Genomic DNA, 17,726 nt, shown 5'->3' with positions numbered 1-17,726 from the left:
TATCGCCCCTAATCACCCCTGTTCCGCGCACCGTCACCCCGTCATACCCACACGCCGACTTCGGTCCCGCACGGTGCGACCGGCCCTCACCCCGGGAGTCGCTGAATGGCAACACACCCGCAGCGCCCAACTCCAGAAGCCGTCCTGCCGCCCGGTGCCGCACCCTGCTGCTCGTCCGGGCACGGCGACCTGTCCGGGGCCTCCCGCCGCCGCTTCCTCGGCGCTTCGGCCGCCGCCGCAGTCGGCGGCATCGGGGCGGTCCTCGCGGGCTGCGCGAGCCACCGGGCGGGATCCGGGAAGCAGGCGACGGCCACGATGAAGGTGGCCGGGCCGCTGGCCGAGCGCTGCGGAGTCAAGACGCTGGTCCTCAGTCACCTCGTGCCCGCCGACAAGAAGATCGTGTCGGCCGACTCCTGGCGCCGGCGCGCCCAGCAGGTCCGCGTTCGAGTGGTCGTGGGTGACCACCTGGACGAGGTGCCGCTGGGCAGCGGCCACCGCTGAGTACCCCTCCCGGCGGTCCGCGCCCGGCGTCGCCACGGAGCGCGGGCCGCTGCGAGCGTTCCCTGGACGAACGGCCCGCGGACGGCGGGCCCGAAGAAGTGGAGACCCCACGTTGCGCGCCCTCATCATCGGACACGACCACGCGTCACTGCCCGGCCTGATCGGCGAGCGCCTCGCCGAACGAGGCTTCGAACTCGACACGATTACCGTCGTTCCGCTGGATCGCTATCACGCGCCCGGCGTGCACTTCGACTTCCCTTCCCCTCACGGCTACGACCTCGTGGTCCCGCTCGGCTCGCCCTGGTCCGTCGACGACCACGCCACGATCGGCAGCTGGGTCGGCGGCGAACTGGCCCTCCTCCGCGAGGCGCACGACCTGGACGTACCCGTTCTCGGCATCTGCTTCGGAGCCCAGGCGCTCGCCACCGCGCTGGGCGGGGCCGTGGAGCGTGCGCCGTACCCGGAGATCGGGTGGATGAGCGTGGAGAGCGACGCTCCTGAACTGATTCCCGCCGGCCCTTGGTTCCAGACCCACTACGACCGGTTCGTGGTGCCGCCCGGCGCCGAGGAGCTGGCGCGCAGCGTGGCCGGTCCGCAGGCGTTCCGCACCGGCCGCTCGCTCGGCGTCCAGTTCCACCCGGAAATCACCGAGGCGACCCTGCGGATCTGGCTCGACCTGGGCCTGTCCGACCAGGCGCGCGGGCTGGGACTCGATCCTGACGAGCTGATGGACCATACGCGCGAACTGCGCGAGGAAGCGCGCCGCCGGGCCCACGCTCTGGTGGACGCCTTCCTCGACTGCGTGGCCCGGCCACCGGCCGCCACCGGCGCGGTGCCCACCGCATCGGACGCCGGCTGATCCCACGTCAGTTGGCGGCATGTGCGGGGAACGGCTGCGCGTCGCGCGAAACCGACCTCCAACGTGAGCGGCGCCACCCCGACTTGACGGGCCGCGCGATTCCTACTCGTGCGCGCCGGCCTTCTTCCGCGGCGGGTATGGATGGGCCCCGGCCCACCCCTGGGAGCCGCCGTCCGGCCCCGGACCCGGCAAGGTCGTCAGCCGCCGTGACGTCCGCCCGGGCGCGGGGCCGGCACGGCTTCGCGCACCCGAGGCATCTGCGTGGCCGTGTAAGCGAGTTGGCGAGTCGCACACGAGTGAGCCCACGTGCTCCGGTATGCAGGACTCACCCCCCGCTGAGAAGGAGCCCCGCATGTACATCGACGTGAACGCCCTGGATCAGGAGGCTCGCCGCCTGGCCTGCGTGATGGCCGATCTCGCCATGGAGTCCGTCACCCTCCCGCAGGCCCGGTCGCCCGAGCAGGAGGGGGCAGAGATCGAGGAGAGGTTCAGCACCGAACTGGGCGCGTCCCACGCACGGATTGCCGCTGCCGGCTCCGACGAGGAGTGCATCCTGCCGAGCCTGCTGATGGCGATGGCCGGGCAGGTGGCGGCTCTCGCTGCCGAGATTTCGCTGCAGAGCCACCGAGATGTGGCGGAGGTGATCCGCTCTGTCGGCGTCCAGTAGCCGGCGGTGGCATGACGCTCTCCGGGGCGCGGAACTGAGATGTCCTGATCCCGATCACCTACACAGAGAGGGCGACATGCCCCGTTCTCGTCCTGTGCGGCGGCACGTCACACGCATCACCGCCACCGCACTCTGTGCCGTCGCTCTCGCCGTCACCCAGACGACACAGGCCCACGCGGCCGGCCAGACGGTCCGCTTCAGCTTCCAGCATCTATGGCTCACGCCGGAATTCACGACCGGAGCCCGGGGTGCCATCCACTTCACCGTCAAGAAGTGCGACCACCCCAGTCAGAAGATGACGGTGCTGCTGCGGCGCACCGACGGCTTCAACTACGACATCGGCAGCCGGACCCTCACCTGCCGCGCCGGCCGGCGCGCCGTCTTCGCCGACCAGCCGAAGGGGACGTTCGAGTTCGAACTCGGCAAGCTCGACGACGGCAAGTACTTCAAGGGCACCGGCACGTCCTCGTACCGGTAGCCGCGCTCTGCGGCCAGGCCCTTGTGTTCGCCGGTGGGGTGATCAGGCCGGGCTGAGGGGCCGGCTCCTCATGCCCGCACCGGTGAGGCATCGGATCCAGGACGGGCCCCGTCGATGGCGTCCCTGCTCGTCCCTCTGCGCTCACGTTCTCGGCAGATCGTCGACAGCGGTGGGGACCCGTTCGGTGCTGCTCTGCTCCAAGCCGTCAGTCGTGCAGTCGTGGACCTGTACGACGGCGTACCGCGACGCCGTGCTCACACATTTGAAATAATGACTCTATTGCCCTTTCTGTCATGCAACACGACGGTATTGACCGTCGAGGGTCCTGCCGGGAGGCCCGGATGCACTCCTCGATCTTGTGGGCGGCCCAGGCAGCGGTGCGGCGTGACTGCTGCAGACCGAGGGCGACCCAGACCAGCCGCGCCGTCCCCGGGCGCTCGTGATGGTGGGAATCGAGGGACACGCCCACAGGAAGCGGCCGCAGACGCCCGACCTGCACGCGCGTCTGCGTGCCGAGCTCGGCCGGATCGACGAGCAGTTGCGGTCCCTACTGGAAGCCATGGACCGTATTCAGGGACTGCTGGAAGCGGTGGTGTCCATCAGCCGGGAGGTGGAGCTGCCCGCGGTACTGGACCGTATCGTCACCACCGCCATGGAGCTGGTGGGCGCCCGCTACGGGGCAATGGGCGTACTCGACGAGTCCGGAGACCATCTGGAGCAGTTCATCGCCATCGGCCTGTCCGCACAGGAACGCGCCGATCTGGCCGAGACAGGCTTCCCTCGCGGTAAGGGGGTCCTCGGGCACCTGATCCGCCACCCCGAGCCGCTGCGCCTGGAGGGCATCCTGTCTCATCCGTCGTCCACCGGGTTCCCGCCCGGTCACCCGCGTATGCGGACCCTGCTCGGTGTCGCGATCAGCGTGCGCGGCGAGATCTACGGTGATCTCTACCTCTCCGAGCGGAGCGACGGACAGCCTTTCGACGCTCACGACGAGAACGTCGTCGTCGCCCTGGCCGGCGCCGCCGGGATCGCGATCGAGAACGTCCGCCTCTTCGAGCACGTACGCGTCGGAGCCGAGCAGTTCCAGCGGCTTCTCCTGCCGACACTTCCCGACCTGCGCCCTTTCACCGCGGCCGCTATCTACCGTCCCGCAGCCGAGCCCAGTCAGCTCGGCGGTGACTGGTACGACGCGATCCCGCTGCCCGGCAATGTCGTGGCGGTCGTCATCGGTGACGTGGTCGGGCACGATCTGCGGGCCGCGGCCTCCATGGCCTCCACTCGCAACATGCTGCGCGCCCTGTTGTTCGAACAGAGCGATGCACCCGGTGCCGTCCTCACGCAGCTCGACCGCACCCTGCAGGCCATGACCACCAGTCCCATCACGACCACCACGCTCGCGCGGATCGAACCGGCCGGACCGGGGTGGCGCCTCCACTGGAGCACCGCGGGCCACGTCCCGCCCTTGCTGATCGTCCCTGGGCGCAGGGCGGAATCCCTGTTCGCCGAACCGGGTGTGCCTCTCGGGGTCGACATCGAACAACCCCGCCCCGATCACTCCCGGTACCTGCCCCCTGACTCCACGGTCGTCTTCTTCACGGACGGGCTGGTCGAGCACCCCGCCCACTCCATCGAGGAGAGCCTCGACGCGCTCGCCGGCCTCGCCACCCAGTACGTCGCCCTGCCCCTGCCGGAATTCGTTCAGGCGCTGGCCGATCACCACCCCAGCGACGGACACGACGACATGGCCGTCCTCGCCCTGCGCACCCCGCCCGCCTGACCTCGAGTCCGCGCCCGACGCCCGGCTCGACGGTGCCGTGGAGGATCCCGGGGAAGCGGCGGATGATGGATCACGGAGGATGTCGAAGCGGAGGCCGCCCCCATGACTGTCGCCCGGCAGGAACGGCTCCGGCGAGGCGCTGAGGCCGCTCTGGAGATCTGTGTCGTGGCCGCGGTCTACTACGGCTCGGCCAAGCTGGGACTGCTCCAGCAACTGGTGCGCGGCCAGGTCACCCCGCTGTGGCCGCCGACCGGAATCGCCGTCGCCAGCCTGCTCCTGCGCGGCGTGCGGGTCTGGCCCGGAATCGCGCTCGGTGCCCTGCTTGTCAACGCCGCCCTCGGGCCGTCGCCTCCGGCCGTGGTCGCCATCGTGGTCGGGAACACCCTCGCGCCCCTCTGCTCCTACGCACTGCTCCGTCGAGCGGGGTTCCGCATCGAACTGTCCCGTCTGCGGGACGTGCTCGCGCTGATCTTTCTCGGTGCGACCGGGATGCTGATCAGCGCGACGATCGGCAGCGGGACCCTGGCCCTCGCCGGAGTGGTGCACGCCGACGGGTTCTGGCCGACGTGGTCGGTCTGGTGGACCGGTGACGCGATGGGCGTCCTGGTGGTGACGCCGGTCCTGCTGGTGCTCCGCTCGGCCCACTGGCCGAAGGACGTCCGGCTGTCCCGCTGGGTGGAGGGCTTCCTGCTCGTCGTCGCCACCGCCTGCGTCGGAGTCCTCGCTTCCGGCAGCGCACCCCTCATGTTCCTGGGATTCCCGCTGCTGATCTGGGCGGCATTCCGCTTCCAGCTGGCCGGGGCCGCACCGTGTGCCCTGGCGGTGTCCACCTTCGCGATCGTCGCCGCCGCCCGGGGGGCCGGCCCGTTCGCCGGTCACGATCTGCTCATCAACATGATCACCCTGCAGGCTTTCAACGCTTCCTCCGCGCTGACCGCCCTGCTGGTCGCGGCGGCCGTGAGTGAACGCAACCAGTCCGAGCAGGAGATCTCGCGAGCCTGCGGGTATCTCGCCGAGATGGTGGACAAGGTCTCCGAGGATGGCTATCAGCCGACACTCCCCTTCCGTTTCGGCGAAGCGACCACATCGGTGGAGAGAGCGAGCGGGGAGGGCCCGGCGGACGAATCAGAGGTCCGGCGTGATCCGCCGGGATAGCAGGCACATCACCTGGCCACTGTCCTCATGTGACAAGAGCCCACCCCTCGCCTCCGTGTCGTCAGGCCGGCCCTGCGGGACCTCTGACCTGCTCTTCGCCCACGCTGCTACGACCGCGACCGGGAGTAGGCCGTGTCCGCGACCTGACGGAGCCATGTCCGCGGTCGCGGGGCGTGGGTGCGGGACGGCTTCCTCATGCGGTTGGAGGCAGGTTGAGGTGGGAGGGTGGTAGGACGTGTTCCGTTCCGAGGAGGTAGTTCCCGCATGCGCCTGCTGCTCATACGTCATGGCCAGACCCCGTCCAATCTCAAGCACCTGCTGGACACGACGGCGCCGGGCCCGGGACTGACGCCGTTGGGGCAGGACCAGGCGGCCGCGCTGCCGCCGGCGTTGGCGGGGGAGACGATCGATGCCCTGTACGCGTCCACGCTGCTGCGTACCCAGCTGACAGCCGCCCCTCTGGCCGCCGCGACGGGGCTGGAGGTCCAGGTTCGGGACGGGATTCGGGAGCTGGCCGCCGGAGAGCTGGAGATGCGGGGCGACGACGAGGCTGCCGCCCTGTACCTCGCCACCGCGTTCGCCTGGTCCGCGGGCGACGTGGAACGCCGGATGCCTGGGGGCGAAAACGGCGTGGAGGCCCTGGGGCGCTTCGATTCCGTGGTTGCGGAGGCCGCCAGGTCGGGAGCGGAGACGGTGGCGATGGTCAGCCACGGTGCCGCGATCCGGATGTGGGTGGCCGCACGGGCGGCCAACGTGGACGTGGCGTACGCGTCGAGCCGCCCGCTGGCCAACACGGGCGTCGTCGTCCTCTCCGGCTCGCCCGACCAGGGCTGGCGGACGCTTGTGTGGGAAGGCAGCCCGCTCGGGCCGGAGGGAAGCTCGCCGGAGGACGGTGGCCCGGCCGGAGAGGCGATTCAGGCAGCTTGAGCAGAGGGCCGGGCGACGGAATCAGACCCGACATGGTGTGCGCCGAAGCGGCGTGGGGCCGGCTTCGGTGCCGGGCAGTGTCAGGTGTTGCGTGCTGAGTGCCGGCCTGTCGGCGTCGGCACTCTCGGGCGTGTCTTTGGGGTTTCGGGGAGCGTCAGGTGTTGCGTGATGAGTCCCGGTCCATCGGCGTCGGCACCCTCCGGCGCGTCCCTGAAGTCATCGCCTCGGATCGTGGTCAGCCTCGTCGGTGTCGTCCTTCGGTGCGGTGGCCGAATCGGGTAGGAGCAGTCGGAAGGTGCAGCCGTCGCCGGGGCGGTTGTCCAGTTCGAGACGGCCGCCGTGCGCCGTCGCTATGGCGGTGGCGATGGCGAGTCCGAGGCCGGAGCCGGGTTCCGGGGCGGCCGGGGGTGCGGCCGCGGCCTCGGATGCGGCCGGCTGATCGAGAGGTGTCGCGCGGTAGAAGCGCTCGAAGACGTGGGGGGCCTCGTCGGGCTTGATGCCGGGGCCGTTGTCCGCGACCTCGATGACGCAGACGGGTGCGCCGGGTGGCAGCTGTGGGCCGCTGCCGAGGCCCTCGGCCACGTGGACGTGGGTGGCGCCGACCCGGACGTGGATGCGGGTGTCGACGGGGGTGTGGGCGCAGGCGTTGGAGAGCAGGTTGCCGAGGACTTGGGCGAGTTGGTGGGGGTCGCCGGGGGCCTCGATGATGTCGAGGTCGCTGTCGTGGCGGGTCGCGTGGGTTGCCAGGGGCTCCAGGGTGATGCCGCGGTGGGGGTGGCGAATCGCGGTGGTGGCGATGGCGTCGGCTGCGAGAGAGAGCAGGTCGACGGGTTCGCGGTGTGCGGCGGGCGTGCTGCTTTCGCTGTCGACGAGTTTGGCCAGGAGGAAGAGGTCGTCGACGAGGCGGCTCATCCGGTCGGCGTTGTGGGCGATCAGGGTGTGTGCCTCATGACGCCGCCTGTGTGCCATGTCGGGTTCGTCGAAGAGGAGTTCGGCGAAGCCCTGGACGGCGGTGAGCGGGGTGCGCAGTTCGTGGCCGGCGTCGGCGAGGAAGCGGCGCAGTTGCTGTTCGGAGGTCTCCGTGCGGTGCAGGGCCGTGCGCAGGCGGTCGAGCATGGTGTTGAGGGCGAGGCCGAGCCGGCCGACTTCGGTGTCCGGGTCCGCCCCGGGCACGTTGAGTTCCAGGGCGCCTTCGGTGATGTGCTGGGCGGTGCGCTCGACGCGGCTGAGCGGGCGCAGGCCCAGGCGGACGGCGCCGTTGCCCAGGACGACGACTCCGACGGCGACGGCAGCGCCGAGCCCGAGGCTGAGCCAGAGGAGTTTGGTGGTGGCGCCGTCGACGGTGTCCAGCGGCAGGGCGACGACGGCTCGCATGTGGTCGGGGCCGTCGTAGGAGACCACCCGCCAGCCGGACCCGTGGGCACCCTCTTCGGCCGGGAGGGTGCTCGGCCGCCCGGCGGACAGGTTCAGGTCGGCTGCCTGGCGCGGCAGCCGGGGGCCCGGGACGTCGCTGCTTCCCAGATGGGTGCGCAGCAGGCGTCCGCTCCGGTCGTAGAAGAAGACGCGATAGTCCGAGGGCAGCGCGTTGTCCGCGTTCGGCGGCCGCAGCGTTCCGTTCCCGGCGATGTCCTGGTAGGCGCGGTCCGGGGGACGGAAGTGCGAGAGCCGGTCGTCGACCTGGTCGGTGAGCCAGCCGCGGAGCACGGTCAGGCCGGCCAGCTGGCACAGCAGGACGGCGCTGGTGGCCAGCAGTCCGGCGATCAGGACGAGGCGGCTGCGCAGGGAGCGCGGGCGCGGAAGACGTGGCCATTTCATCGTGCTGCGGTGTCGGTCTCGTCGCGCGGCAGGCGCAGGCAGTAGCCGACCCCTCGTACGGTGTGGATCAGCGACGGCGCGTCACGGTCGATCTTCCGGCGCAGGTTCTTGACGTACGTGTCGACGATGCGGGTGTCACCGGAGAAGTCGTACTGCCAGACCTGCTGGAGGATCTCGGCCTTCTCCAGGACACGCTCGGGGTGGGCCAACAGGCAGGCCAGGAGGCGGAATTCGGTCGGTGAGAGTTTCAGCGGACGGTCCGCGCGGCGCACGTCGTGGGTGTTCTCGTCCAGGGTGAGGTCGGCGTAGCGCAGTGGTGGGCGGGCGCCGGTGGTGGAGGCCGGTGCGCCACTGCGGCGCAGGATGGCGCGGATGCGCAGCAGCACTTCCTGGACGTGGAAGGGCTTGGTGACGTAGTCGTCGCCGCCGGAGCTCAGGCCGATGATGCGGTCCTCGAAGCCGGTCCGTGCGGTGAGGAACAGCACCGGTGTGTAGACGCCCTGGGCGCGCAGGTCGCGGGTGAGCTGGAATCCGTCGGTGTCGGGCAGCATGACGTCGAGGACGATCAGGTCGGGTCGGCGGCTTCCTGCCTCGAACATGGCCTCCTGTCCGCCGGCCGCGCTCGCCACGGCGTAGCCGGCGGCGCTGAGAGCGGAGGTGAGCAGGGTGCGGATGCTGGCGTCGTCCTCCACGACCAGGACGGTGTGCCCGGTGACGGGCGTACGCGTAGGGGTGTGCTGGTCGATCACGTTCTGGCACCTCGGAGTACGGGCAGTGTGGCCGCGGCGGGGCGGATCCCCGTCGTGCGGCGCGATGGTAGACAAAGACCCTGTACGTGAAAGGTGTGAATCGGCTTTGAATGGGCGGTTTCCGGCATCCCGGGTGGCGCCTTCGGGGGCAGGGCCGGCCCGGGATGCCGGAGTTCTCAGCCGGTCACGTCCTCGTCCTTGGCCAGGGCCGCGGCGCGGTCGGTGACGGTCTTCTGCAGCTTGGCCACGGCGGTGTCCAGTTCCTTGGAGCCGGCGCCCGCGGAACGGGCCTGCTCCGCGACGGCCTTCAGGTTCTTCGCCGCCGCGCCCGAGCCGTAGAACTTCTCGTACAGCTCGCGGTACGCCTTCTTGTAGACGCCGTCGAAGGCGTCGGAGTCGAGGAACTTGGTCTTCAGGGCGTGCTGCATGAAGCCGCCGCCCTTCGCCTTCCCGCCGTCCTGGCCTCCCTGCGCGTTCCCGCCGCCGGCTGCCCCGCCGGGCATGCCTTCCGGCATCCCTGAAGGCATCGTTGACGGCAGGCCGGAAGGCATACCCTCGGGCATCCCGCTCGGCATGCCCTCGGGGGCATCGCTCGGCATCGCGTCGGGTCGGCCCTGTGGCGCGCCCGACGGTGCGCCGCCGCCTGCGGGCGGCTGCTGCGTGTCGCCCTTGTCGGTGCCGGACTTGCCGGTGTTCCCCGTTCCGCCGGCACCGCCGGGCATCCCGCCACCACCAGGCATCCCGCCACCCATGCTGATCGAGTCGTCGGGCCCGGCCTTCGCGTCACCGCTGAAGGTCAGGTTGTAGTCCCAGCCCAGTACCGAGAACTTCTTGGTGTCCAGGTCGTACCAGAGCAGGTAGTTCTTGCCCGGGCCGGCCATGTCGTCGAAGTTCAGCAGCAGGTTCTGCGCGGCGAGATAGGTGGCGAGGGAGTCGACGTCGACGTACTGGTCGAGGTCGCGGGCGAACTCCTTGTCCGAGGCGCTATTGACCCACTTGATGAGCTTCATCACCGGCTCGAGGTCCTGGCTGCCCTTCTTGTTGAGCTGCTTGAAGGAACTCTCGTAGTCGCTGGGGTCATCCCCGCGGTACTCGAAGCTGCCGCTCGCCTTGGCCTTGTAGAGCACGCCGTTGCCGTCGGCGACGTCGTCGGCGTAGTCGGTGTCGGGAGCCTCGACCATGAGGCGGGTGGCGGTGGGCCGGTTGTTCACCTTCAGCTTGGTGAAGGAGTACCGCTCGGCCTTCTGTCCGCTCTCCTTGGTCAGCGACAGCGACAGCGCTTCGTTGGCCGGGACCTGGCCGTTGCTGCCGGGGCGCAGCGAGATCTCCCGCTCGCCCTGGTAGGCGCGGCCTTCGACGTACTCGTCGATCTTGACGAGCCAGGGCAGTTCCTCGGGCTTCTGTGCGGACAGGTTGTACTGCACCATGCCGCCCATGCCGCCCATGCCGCCCATGCCGCCGGCCGCGCCAGGGGCGCCGCCCGCCTTCTGGCCCTGGCCGCGGTCCCGGCCGCCGGCCCCACCGGCGGCGCCGGCGGGAGCGCCCTGCGCGCCACCGGGCAGGGCCCGGCCGCCACCGGGCATGCCCTTGCTGCCGCGCAGGGACGACAGAGTGGAGTTGCCCTTGAGGCGGATCCCGACGTCGTTGAGGTACACGCCGTCGATGGTGAGGTCGGCCTCGATGTAGTCCTTGGTGCCGTCCTCCTTGAACTCCTTCATCATCTTGTCGAAGTCGGTCTGCTGGTACGCGAGTTGGATGGAGTGAGACACGCTGGTGTCGTACAGGTCCACGGTTCCCTCGACGTCGTCCGTGATGGCGTCCGCCTCGACGCGCGAGGACGACGTGACGTACGGGGAGATCCGCACGTCACCGAGGAAGGCGGCCATCGCGGCGAGGCCGACACCCAGGGAGGCGACCGGCTTCCAGTGGTGGCGCAGGCGGACGGGCAGCCGGTCCCGCAGTCGCCGCTTCACCCTGTCCGAAAGCATCACAGATCCGTCGTGTCGTAACCGGTCAGAACGGTGACCCGCTGGCCGGAGGTGCGTTCCTGCAGGGCGCTGACGAGGTCGCCGGGCTCGGCGCCCTTCTTCAGGCGCACCGTGTAGAAGATCTCGCTGAGCGCACCGCCGCGTATGGACTCCGTGCTCACCAGCTCGAACTCGCTCGTGTACTTGATCAGCACGTCACGGATCTGCGGCGTGTAGTCGTCCCCGGCCGGGACCTGCACCTTGACGACCTGGCGCTGCACGTTCAGCGCGAACCAGTTGAACTTGAACATCACCAGGACGACCGCGCAGATCACGACGGCGCCGACCGCGGCCAGCGTGTAGAACCGGGCACCACAGGCCATGCCGATCGCCATGGCCAGGAAGATGAAGCCGACGTCCCTGGTCTCCTTGACCGCGTTGCGGAAACGGACGACGGACAACGCGCCGACCAGTGAGAACGCGCGGGCGAGGTTGGACCCGACGATCAGCATGATCAGGGCGACGATCATGCCGACGATGACCAGGGTCTGCACGTAGGACTGGCTGTAGGAGACATTGCGGTGCGTGTACCGGTACGTGTACCCGATCACCGTGGACAGGATGAACGACAGCGCCATCGCCGCCACGACGTCGGCCACGCTGAACGTGCCGCTGAGTTCCTGCAGATCGAAATTCACTGTGCTCCTGCTTTCAGCAGTGCGTCCCGCGACTGCTGCTCGATAGGGGTGGGGGTGGGCGGCGGGTAGTCCGCCTCGTTGATGTGGAAGACCGAACGCGGGGCCAGGCCGAACGCCTCGATGGACTGCACGTACTTCGAGATCCGGACGAGGCTGAGATTGCGCCGCGCGGCCAGGTCGGTGATCCAGTGCGGGGTGCGCTCGTTCACCTTGATCTCCATGACCGTCATGTGCGGCGGGATCGTGAACCGGTTCTCAGGCGTGGGGGTGCCGAAGTGGAAGTCCCGGTCCCGGCCGCGGATCCGGCGGTCGAAGGTGACCCTCAGGCCGGTGTCCGCGTCCCGCCCGACGAGCGCCTCGCGCTGATATCCGGTGATCGCGGTGGGCTGCAGATCGAGCCGCACGACCAGTTCGAGTACCTCCTGGATGAAGGCGCTCTCCTTCGCCGAGTGGTCCACCATCTTCCGCTCGTCGCACAACTGCCGTGCGACACCGTAGGGAAGGGTGATGCGGCGCTTCTGTGTGACCCGGTTGACGCGCTGCTTGATCTCCACGCACACCGGCGACTCGTCGGTGACCCCGTCGAGGTTTCCGTAGTGGCGGATACGCAGCTTGCGGCGGAACTTTAGGCCTTCGATCTTCTCCCAGTAGAACCGGAGCTGAGGCGTGTCGTAGTACAGGCTCCACACGCCGTACCCGCCGACCGGGCTGTAGAGGTCGGCGTCCATCCGCTCGGCCAACTCGTCGCGGATCTCGGCCGCTTGATCGACCGGGACCAGGTACTTCAGCTCGAACCGGTTGAACGCGTGCAGCCGACTGGCCACATGCAGGGGCTCTTCGCTCTCCTGATCCCCGCCGTCCGTCACCGGGGCCTTGTCAGCCCGGCCCTCGCGCGCCGCGGCTGCCTTCGACAGGAACACCATGCGCCTCCTTGCTCATACGTTGCGGACCGACCGGCCTCGCACACGCAACCAACGGCACATGAGGAGCCCATGAGAATCACGGGTTGATTGCAGGAGTCTTGGAGGCAACGGGAAGATGAACGAAGCGTGACGGAGGGGGCGGATCCGGTGGGGGCGCGGAAAACGCAGCACCCAAGTGATCGAAATCCCCGACAGGTCGAGCGTTTCGAACGTCGTGGGCGAAGGACTGATTTCGACCGGGCCATTCCTCCGTGCCCGGGTTCGTTCCCCCGGAGCGAGAGGCATGCGGCAGGTGGTGTGGCGGCCGTCCGCCCGGGAGGCGACGTCACCCGGCATCGATCACGTCAGGGCACCGGTCTCTTCTGCGATGATGGGCCATCATGGCCTCGAAGTCCTCGCACAGCCCGGCCGGCACCCCGCCCACCAGTGAAGATGTGGCACGCGCCGCCGGCGTCTCCAGGGCCACCGTCTCGTATGTCCTGAACAACACCCGCGGCGGACGCGTCAGCGAGGCAACCCGGGAGCGGGTGAGGGAAGCGGCCCGGCAGCTGGGCTACGTGCCGCACGCCGTGGCGCGGGCACTGCGCGCGGGGCGAAGCGGGATCGTTCTGCTCACCACCCCGGCCGTGACCGCGGGGCCGCTGTTCGCCCAGTACTTCGCCGAGCTGCAGTCGGCTCTCGCGGAACTCGGCCACACGGCTGTGCTCTACGGCCCGACGGGTCAGCGGGGCGCGGAGGCCGCTCGCCGGTGGGCCGAGTTGAGGCCCGACGCGGTGCTGTCGCTGATGGACGACAGTCTGGACGAGCAGGCCGTCGCCCTGCTGCACCGGGCCGGGATCGGGGTCGTTGTCAGCGCCGGTCCGTCGCCGGTCCCCGGCGCGCACGCGCTGGTGGCGGACCAGGTGCAGGTGGGCGCGATGGCCGTGGAGCACCTGGTGGCGGTCGGACGCAGGAACATCGGTGTGATCGTGCCCGCCGACGTGTCGCTGCGCGGGTTCGCCGAGCCCAGGTTCTCCGGTGCTGAGACCGCCGCGCGAGCACACCCTTCCGTCACCGTCGTCAGGCAGGAACTCTCCCTCGACGACGGCGCGGCGGCGCAGTGGGCCGAGCTGGTGGTCGAGACGAGGGTCGACGGACTGTTCGCCTACAACGACGAACACGCGTCCGTCGCCGTACGCGCCCTGCAGGACGCCGGGCTGCGTGTCCCGGAGGACGTTGCCGTGGTGGGCGCGGACGATCTGCTGATCGGCAGACTCCTCCGTCCGAAGCTGACGACCGTGCGCATGGACTTCACGCCCGCACGTGAGATCGCGGCGATGCTGGACCGCCTGATCGGCACACCCGACACGCCTACGGAGACCCGTTCGTACCTCCGGACAGGTCTGGTGATCCGGGAGACCACGTAGGGCTTTTCGTTCGGATCATGCCGGGTGGTTCGGATCATGCCGGGTGGTTCGGATCATGCCGGATCGTTTGGATCATGCCGGGCTCGCGGAGCCTGGTGACGCGCATCGCGGTGTTGCTGTCGGTCGCCGACGCTCCGCGTGGGTATTTTTCCCCGCCTTGCACTGCACGGCACCAGCCCCGCTCCCTGGGCCGGCCCGGTCCAGACGGAAGACCCTGGCCAGGGCGGTCCGCAGGGTGGCGCAACAGCCGGGTCGCCGCACGTGGTGACCGCGCCGCGGCTGACGGAGACGTCGCTCCCACGTGATCAATGGCTTCAAGTTTTCAACGCTTGAGTGGCTTCACAGTCGATCAGAACACAACTCATGCCGTCAGACCTCTTCCGCTGATTACACGTGTCACCTACTGTCCTCCTCAACGCGCGCCCCCACCGCGTCCGCATTCATCGGCATCGCTCTTCAAGGGGCCTCACCATGACCCATTCACTTCCTGAAAACGTGACGGCGACCGCCGTCGTCGGCGCCGACACCGTCGCCGACGCACCCGCGCCTCCCCGGCGCCTCGCACGGCTCTACGTCACGCTGCCGGCCGCCAACATCGCGCTCTACCTGTTGTGGCTCGGCGTGGGCAGCTTCCTGCTGCCCATCCAGGTCGCCCGGATCACCGGCACGAACGACACATCCGCCCTGTCCACCGCCAGCACCGCGGGGGCCGTCCTCGCGACGATCGGCAACCCGGTGTTCGGGCAGCTGTCCGACCGCACCCGGTCCCGGTTCGGCCGCCGGGCTCCGTGGATCCTTCTCTGCGCGCTGCTCGGCGCACTGGCCCTGGTCGCCCAGGCGCACGCGACGAGCATCGCGCTGCTGGGGCTGAGCTGGGGCGTCGTGCAGTTCATCATGAACGGCTACCAGGCCGCCCTCACCGCCGCGATGCCCGACCGCGTCCCGGCCGCCCGGTACGGGACCTTCTCGGCGCTGGTCGGTCTGGGCGTGCCGCTCGGCACGATCGCGGCGGCACTGATCATCGGCGGGGTGCCCGGCACGAAGTTCGGCCTGGACGGTGTCATCGGCGGATTCGGCGGCCGGTTCGCCGGTGAGAACGGCTACTACCTGACAGCCGCCGTCATCGTCGTCGCCGCGCTCGTGTTCGTCGTCCTGTCCCCGGACCGCGACGCCCGTGACCTGCCGCGCGAGCCGTTCTCACTCAGGGAGTTCCTCGGCGGCTTCTGGGTCAGCCCCCGCCGGCACCCGGACTTCGGCTGGGCGTTCGTCTCACGACTCGGGGTCATGCTGGGCTACTTCATCGTCCTCACCTACAACTTGTACCTGCTCGCCGACTACATCAAGGTCCCGCCCCAGGACCTGCTGCCGACCGTCGGCTTCCTGATGGTCGTCAACGCGCTGTGCACGGTCGCCGCCACCGTCCTCCTCGGACCTCTCGCCGACAAGGTCGGCAGGGTGAAGCCGTTCGTGTTCGCCTCCGGCGTCGTCGCGGCGCTGGCCCTGGCGCTCCCGGTGCTGTGGCCCACGCAGGGCGGCATGCTCACGTACAACATCGTCGGCGGCCTGGCGTTCGGCGCCTACATGGCCGTCGACATGGCCCTGATCACCAAGGTCCTGCCGCGCGCGGCCGACGTGGGCAAGGACATGGGCGTCATCAACATCGCCAACGCCGGACCGCAGATCCTCGCCCCCACCTTCGCCGGCTGGATCGTCGCCGCCGGCGGCTACGAGGCCTTGTTCCCGGTCGCCGCGGCCGTCTCCCTCGTGGGCGCGCTGGGTGTACTGCGCGTCCGGGGCGTTCGCTGATCCGTCCGGCCCGCCACGCCGTCCCCTCCGCGTCCGCGCCGTGACCGCCGCCCTCGGGACGCCGGCCGTGTCCCGATCCGCACCCTGCGCCGCCCCCCGGATTCCGTTCCCTTCGCCCTGGAGCACCCATGACCAGCACCGCACGCGCGCCTCGTAACGAAGGCCACCCCTATCAGGACCCGTCCCGACCCGTCGACGAGCGCGTCGAGGACCTCCTGGCCCGCATGACCCTCGCGGAGAAGGCCGGACAGGTCTTCCACACCGTGCTCCCTCTGCATCCGGACGGACGCACGGTCGAGAACGGTGACGAGGCGATGGTGCCCACGGACACCACCGGACTGATCCGCACACGTCTCCTGAGCCACTTCAACGTCCTGGGCGCCGCGGGCGCCCGGCAGATGGCCGAATGGCACAACGCCCTTCAGGAACTCGCCGCCGGCACCCGCCTCGGCATACCGGTCACGCTCTCCACCGACCCTCGGCACGCCTTCACCGACAACCCGGGTGCGTCCTTCACCGCGGGACCGTTCTCCGCGTGGCCCGAGCCGCTGGGTCTGGCCGCGACCCGCGATCCCCAACTGGTGCACCAGTTCGCCGACACCGTCCGACGCGAGTACCTGGCCGTCGGCCTGCGCGTGGCACTCCACCCGCAGATCGACCTGGCCACCGAGCCGCGCTGGTCCCGCCAGACGGGTACCTTCGGCTCGGACGCCGCCCTCACCGCCGAGCTGGTGCAGGCGTACGTCCACGGGCTGCAGGGGGAGGAGCTGGGCAGCCGCTCCGTCAGCGCCATGGTCAAGCACTTCCCGGGCGGCGGCCCCCAGAAGGACGGTGAGGACCCGCACTTCCCGCACGGCAAGGAGCAGGTGTATCCCGGCGGCATGCGGGACCACCACCTCCTGCCCTTCCGCGCCGCCGTCGCCGCGGGGTGCGCGCAGATCATGCCGTACTACGGCCAGCCGATCGGCACGGACTGGGAGGAGGTGGGCTTCGGCTTCAACCGCGGTGTCGTCACCGACCTGTTGCGCGATCAGCTGGGCTTCACCGGCATCGTGTGCACCGACTGGGGATTGCTCACCGACGCGACGATCCTCGGCGAACTGCACCAGGCGCGCGCCTGGGGAGTGGAACACCTCGGCGTCGCCGAGCGGGCGGCGAAGGCCCTCCACGCCGGAGCCGACCAGTTCGGCGGTGAAGCCTGCCCGGAGGTGATCGTGGAACTGGTCCGCTCGGGCCGCGTCCGGGAGTCCCGGATAGACGCCTCGGTGCGGCGCCTGCTGCGCGACAAGTTCCGGCTGGGACTGTTCGACAACCCCTTCGTCGATCCCGGGAGGGCCGAGGAGACCGTCGGCAACAGTGAGTTCCGCGCGGCGGGCGAGGCCGCACAGCGCCGCTCCCTGACCGTGCTGACCAACCACGAGCGGACACTCCCGGTCACCGGGACCCGGCCGAAGCTGTACGTCCGAGGAGTCTCGGCGGACGCGGCGGCCGCCTATGGCGAGGTGGTCGCCGACCCTGGCGCCGCCGAACTGGCGATCCTGCGGCTGCGCACGCCGTACGAGCCGCGGGAGGGCAGGTTCGAGGCGTTCTTCCACTCCGGGCGACTCGACTTCCCCGACGAGGAACTGCGCGACATCGTGCGCCTCTTGGAGACCGTGCCGACCCTTGTCTGCATCAACCTGGAGCGGCCCGCCGTCATCCCGGAGATCGCCGAGAAGGCGTCCGCGCTGATCGCCGACTACGGCGCGAGCGACACCGCGCTGCTGGACGTCGCCTTCGGCCGGGCCGCCGGCGAGGGGCGCCTGCCCTTCGAGCTGCCCCGCTCCATGGCGGCCGTCGCGGACTCGCGCCCGGACGTACCAGACGACACCGCCGACCCCGTCTTCCCGCACGGACACGGACTGCCCCTCTGACTCCCCGAACCGTTCGGGATGCGCAGACACCAGGTGGCCGGCAGCCGCGCCGGCCACCGCCTCCGACGTGAACAAAGGGAAAAGC

The 17,726-nt window shown here is 69.9% G+C and carries 15 protein-coding genes; 10 read left to right on the top strand and 5 right to left on the bottom strand.

Annotated elements, in window-relative coordinates; translation table 11 throughout:
- Positions 1-105: 105 nt before the first annotated feature.
- The 7 genes from ACFC96_RS05545 (at position 106) to ACFC96_RS05515 (ending at position 6,364) form a co-directional block, all read left to right on the top strand.
- Positions 106-501 (top strand): hypothetical protein, encoded by a 396-nt coding sequence (locus ACFC96_RS05545; protein WP_376610366.1) that lies wholly within the window; start codon positions 106-108, stop codon positions 499-501.
- 112 nt (positions 502-613) lie between these two features.
- A complete protein-coding gene (locus tag ACFC96_RS05540) occupies positions 614-1,360 on the top strand; it encodes a type 1 glutamine amidotransferase (protein ID WP_376610365.1) in 747 nt (248 codons plus the stop codon).
- A gap of 352 nt (positions 1,361-1,712) precedes the next feature.
- Positions 1,713-2,027 carry a hypothetical protein gene (locus tag ACFC96_RS05535; protein ID WP_340457601.1) on the top strand — a complete coding sequence of 105 codons (315 nt, stop codon included), beginning with the start codon at positions 1,713-1,715 and terminating at the stop codon, positions 2,025-2,027.
- 76 nt (positions 2,028-2,103) lie between these two features.
- A complete protein-coding gene (locus ACFC96_RS05530; protein WP_376610363.1) occupies positions 2,104-2,505 on the top strand; it encodes a hypothetical protein in 402 nt (133 codons plus the stop codon).
- Between the two features lie 442 nt (positions 2,506-2,947).
- Positions 2,948-4,282, top strand: a complete 1,335-nt coding sequence (locus ACFC96_RS05525; protein WP_340457599.1) for a GAF domain-containing SpoIIE family protein phosphatase — start codon at positions 2,948-2,950, stop codon at positions 4,280-4,282.
- Between the two features lie 102 nt (positions 4,283-4,384).
- On the top strand, positions 4,385-5,437 hold the full coding sequence (locus ACFC96_RS05520) for an MASE1 domain-containing protein (RefSeq protein ID WP_340457598.1): 1,053 nt from the start codon (positions 4,385-4,387) through the stop codon (positions 5,435-5,437).
- 264 nt (positions 5,438-5,701) lie between these two features.
- Complete coding sequence (locus ACFC96_RS05515; protein ID WP_340457597.1) at positions 5,702-6,364, top strand: histidine phosphatase family protein; 663 nt, start codon at positions 5,702-5,704, stop codon at positions 6,362-6,364.
- A 216-nt stretch (positions 6,365-6,580) separates the two neighbouring features.
- Here the strand turns inward: ACFC96_RS05515 and ACFC96_RS05510 are convergent, their stop codons facing one another.
- The 5 genes from ACFC96_RS05510 to ACFC96_RS05490 form a co-directional block, all read right to left on the bottom strand.
- Positions 6,581-8,179: a sensor histidine kinase gene (locus ACFC96_RS05510; RefSeq protein ID WP_376610360.1), complete on the bottom strand. Its 1,599-nt coding sequence runs from the start codon at positions 8,177-8,179 to the stop codon at positions 6,581-6,583.
- Positions 8,176-8,928, bottom strand: coding sequence for a response regulator transcription factor (locus ACFC96_RS05505; protein ID WP_340457595.1), 753 nt, complete (start codon positions 8,926-8,928; stop codon positions 8,176-8,178). The genes ACFC96_RS05510 and ACFC96_RS05505 overlap by 4 nt, the downstream gene beginning before the upstream one ends.
- Positions 8,929-9,104: 176 nt before the next feature.
- Positions 9,105-10,916, bottom strand: a complete 1,812-nt coding sequence (locus ACFC96_RS05500; protein ID WP_376610358.1) for a CotH kinase family protein — start codon at positions 10,914-10,916, stop codon at positions 9,105-9,107.
- On the bottom strand, positions 10,916-11,593 hold the full coding sequence (locus ACFC96_RS05495) for a DUF4956 domain-containing protein (protein WP_116506341.1): 678 nt from the start codon (positions 11,591-11,593) through the stop codon (positions 10,916-10,918). The genes ACFC96_RS05500 and ACFC96_RS05495 overlap by 1 nt, the downstream gene beginning before the upstream one ends.
- On the bottom strand, positions 11,590-12,417 hold the full coding sequence (locus ACFC96_RS05490; RefSeq protein ID WP_340457621.1) for a polyphosphate polymerase domain-containing protein: 828 nt from the start codon (positions 12,415-12,417) through the stop codon (positions 11,590-11,592). The genes ACFC96_RS05495 and ACFC96_RS05490 overlap by 4 nt, the downstream gene beginning before the upstream one ends.
- A gap of 479 nt (positions 12,418-12,896) precedes the next feature.
- On the opposite strand from ACFC96_RS05490, the gene ACFC96_RS05485 reads away from it, so the two are divergent.
- The 3 genes from ACFC96_RS05485 (at position 12,897) to ACFC96_RS05475 (ending at position 17,641) form a co-directional block, all read left to right on the top strand.
- Entirely contained in the window at positions 12,897-13,922 is a 1,026-nt protein-coding gene (locus ACFC96_RS05485) for a LacI family DNA-binding transcriptional regulator (RefSeq protein ID WP_376610357.1), read from the top strand.
- Positions 13,923-14,393: 471 nt separating this feature from the next.
- On the top strand, positions 14,394-15,728 hold the full coding sequence (locus ACFC96_RS05480) for an MFS transporter (RefSeq protein ID WP_376610355.1): 1,335 nt from the start codon (positions 14,394-14,396) through the stop codon (positions 15,726-15,728).
- Between the two features lie 128 nt (positions 15,729-15,856).
- Positions 15,857-17,641: a glycoside hydrolase family 3 protein gene (locus ACFC96_RS05475; RefSeq protein ID WP_376610353.1), complete on the top strand. Its 1,785-nt coding sequence runs from the start codon at positions 15,857-15,859 to the stop codon at positions 17,639-17,641.
- Positions 17,642-17,726: the final 85 nt, after the last annotated feature.

It is taken from the genome of Streptomyces sp. NPDC055955, assembly GCF_042270245.1.
Lineage (GTDB): Bacteria > Actinomycetota > Actinomycetes > Streptomycetales > Streptomycetaceae > Streptomyces.
The sequence above is the reverse complement of the archived record's forward strand: the minus strand, read 5'-3'. Positions and strand labels throughout refer to the sequence as shown.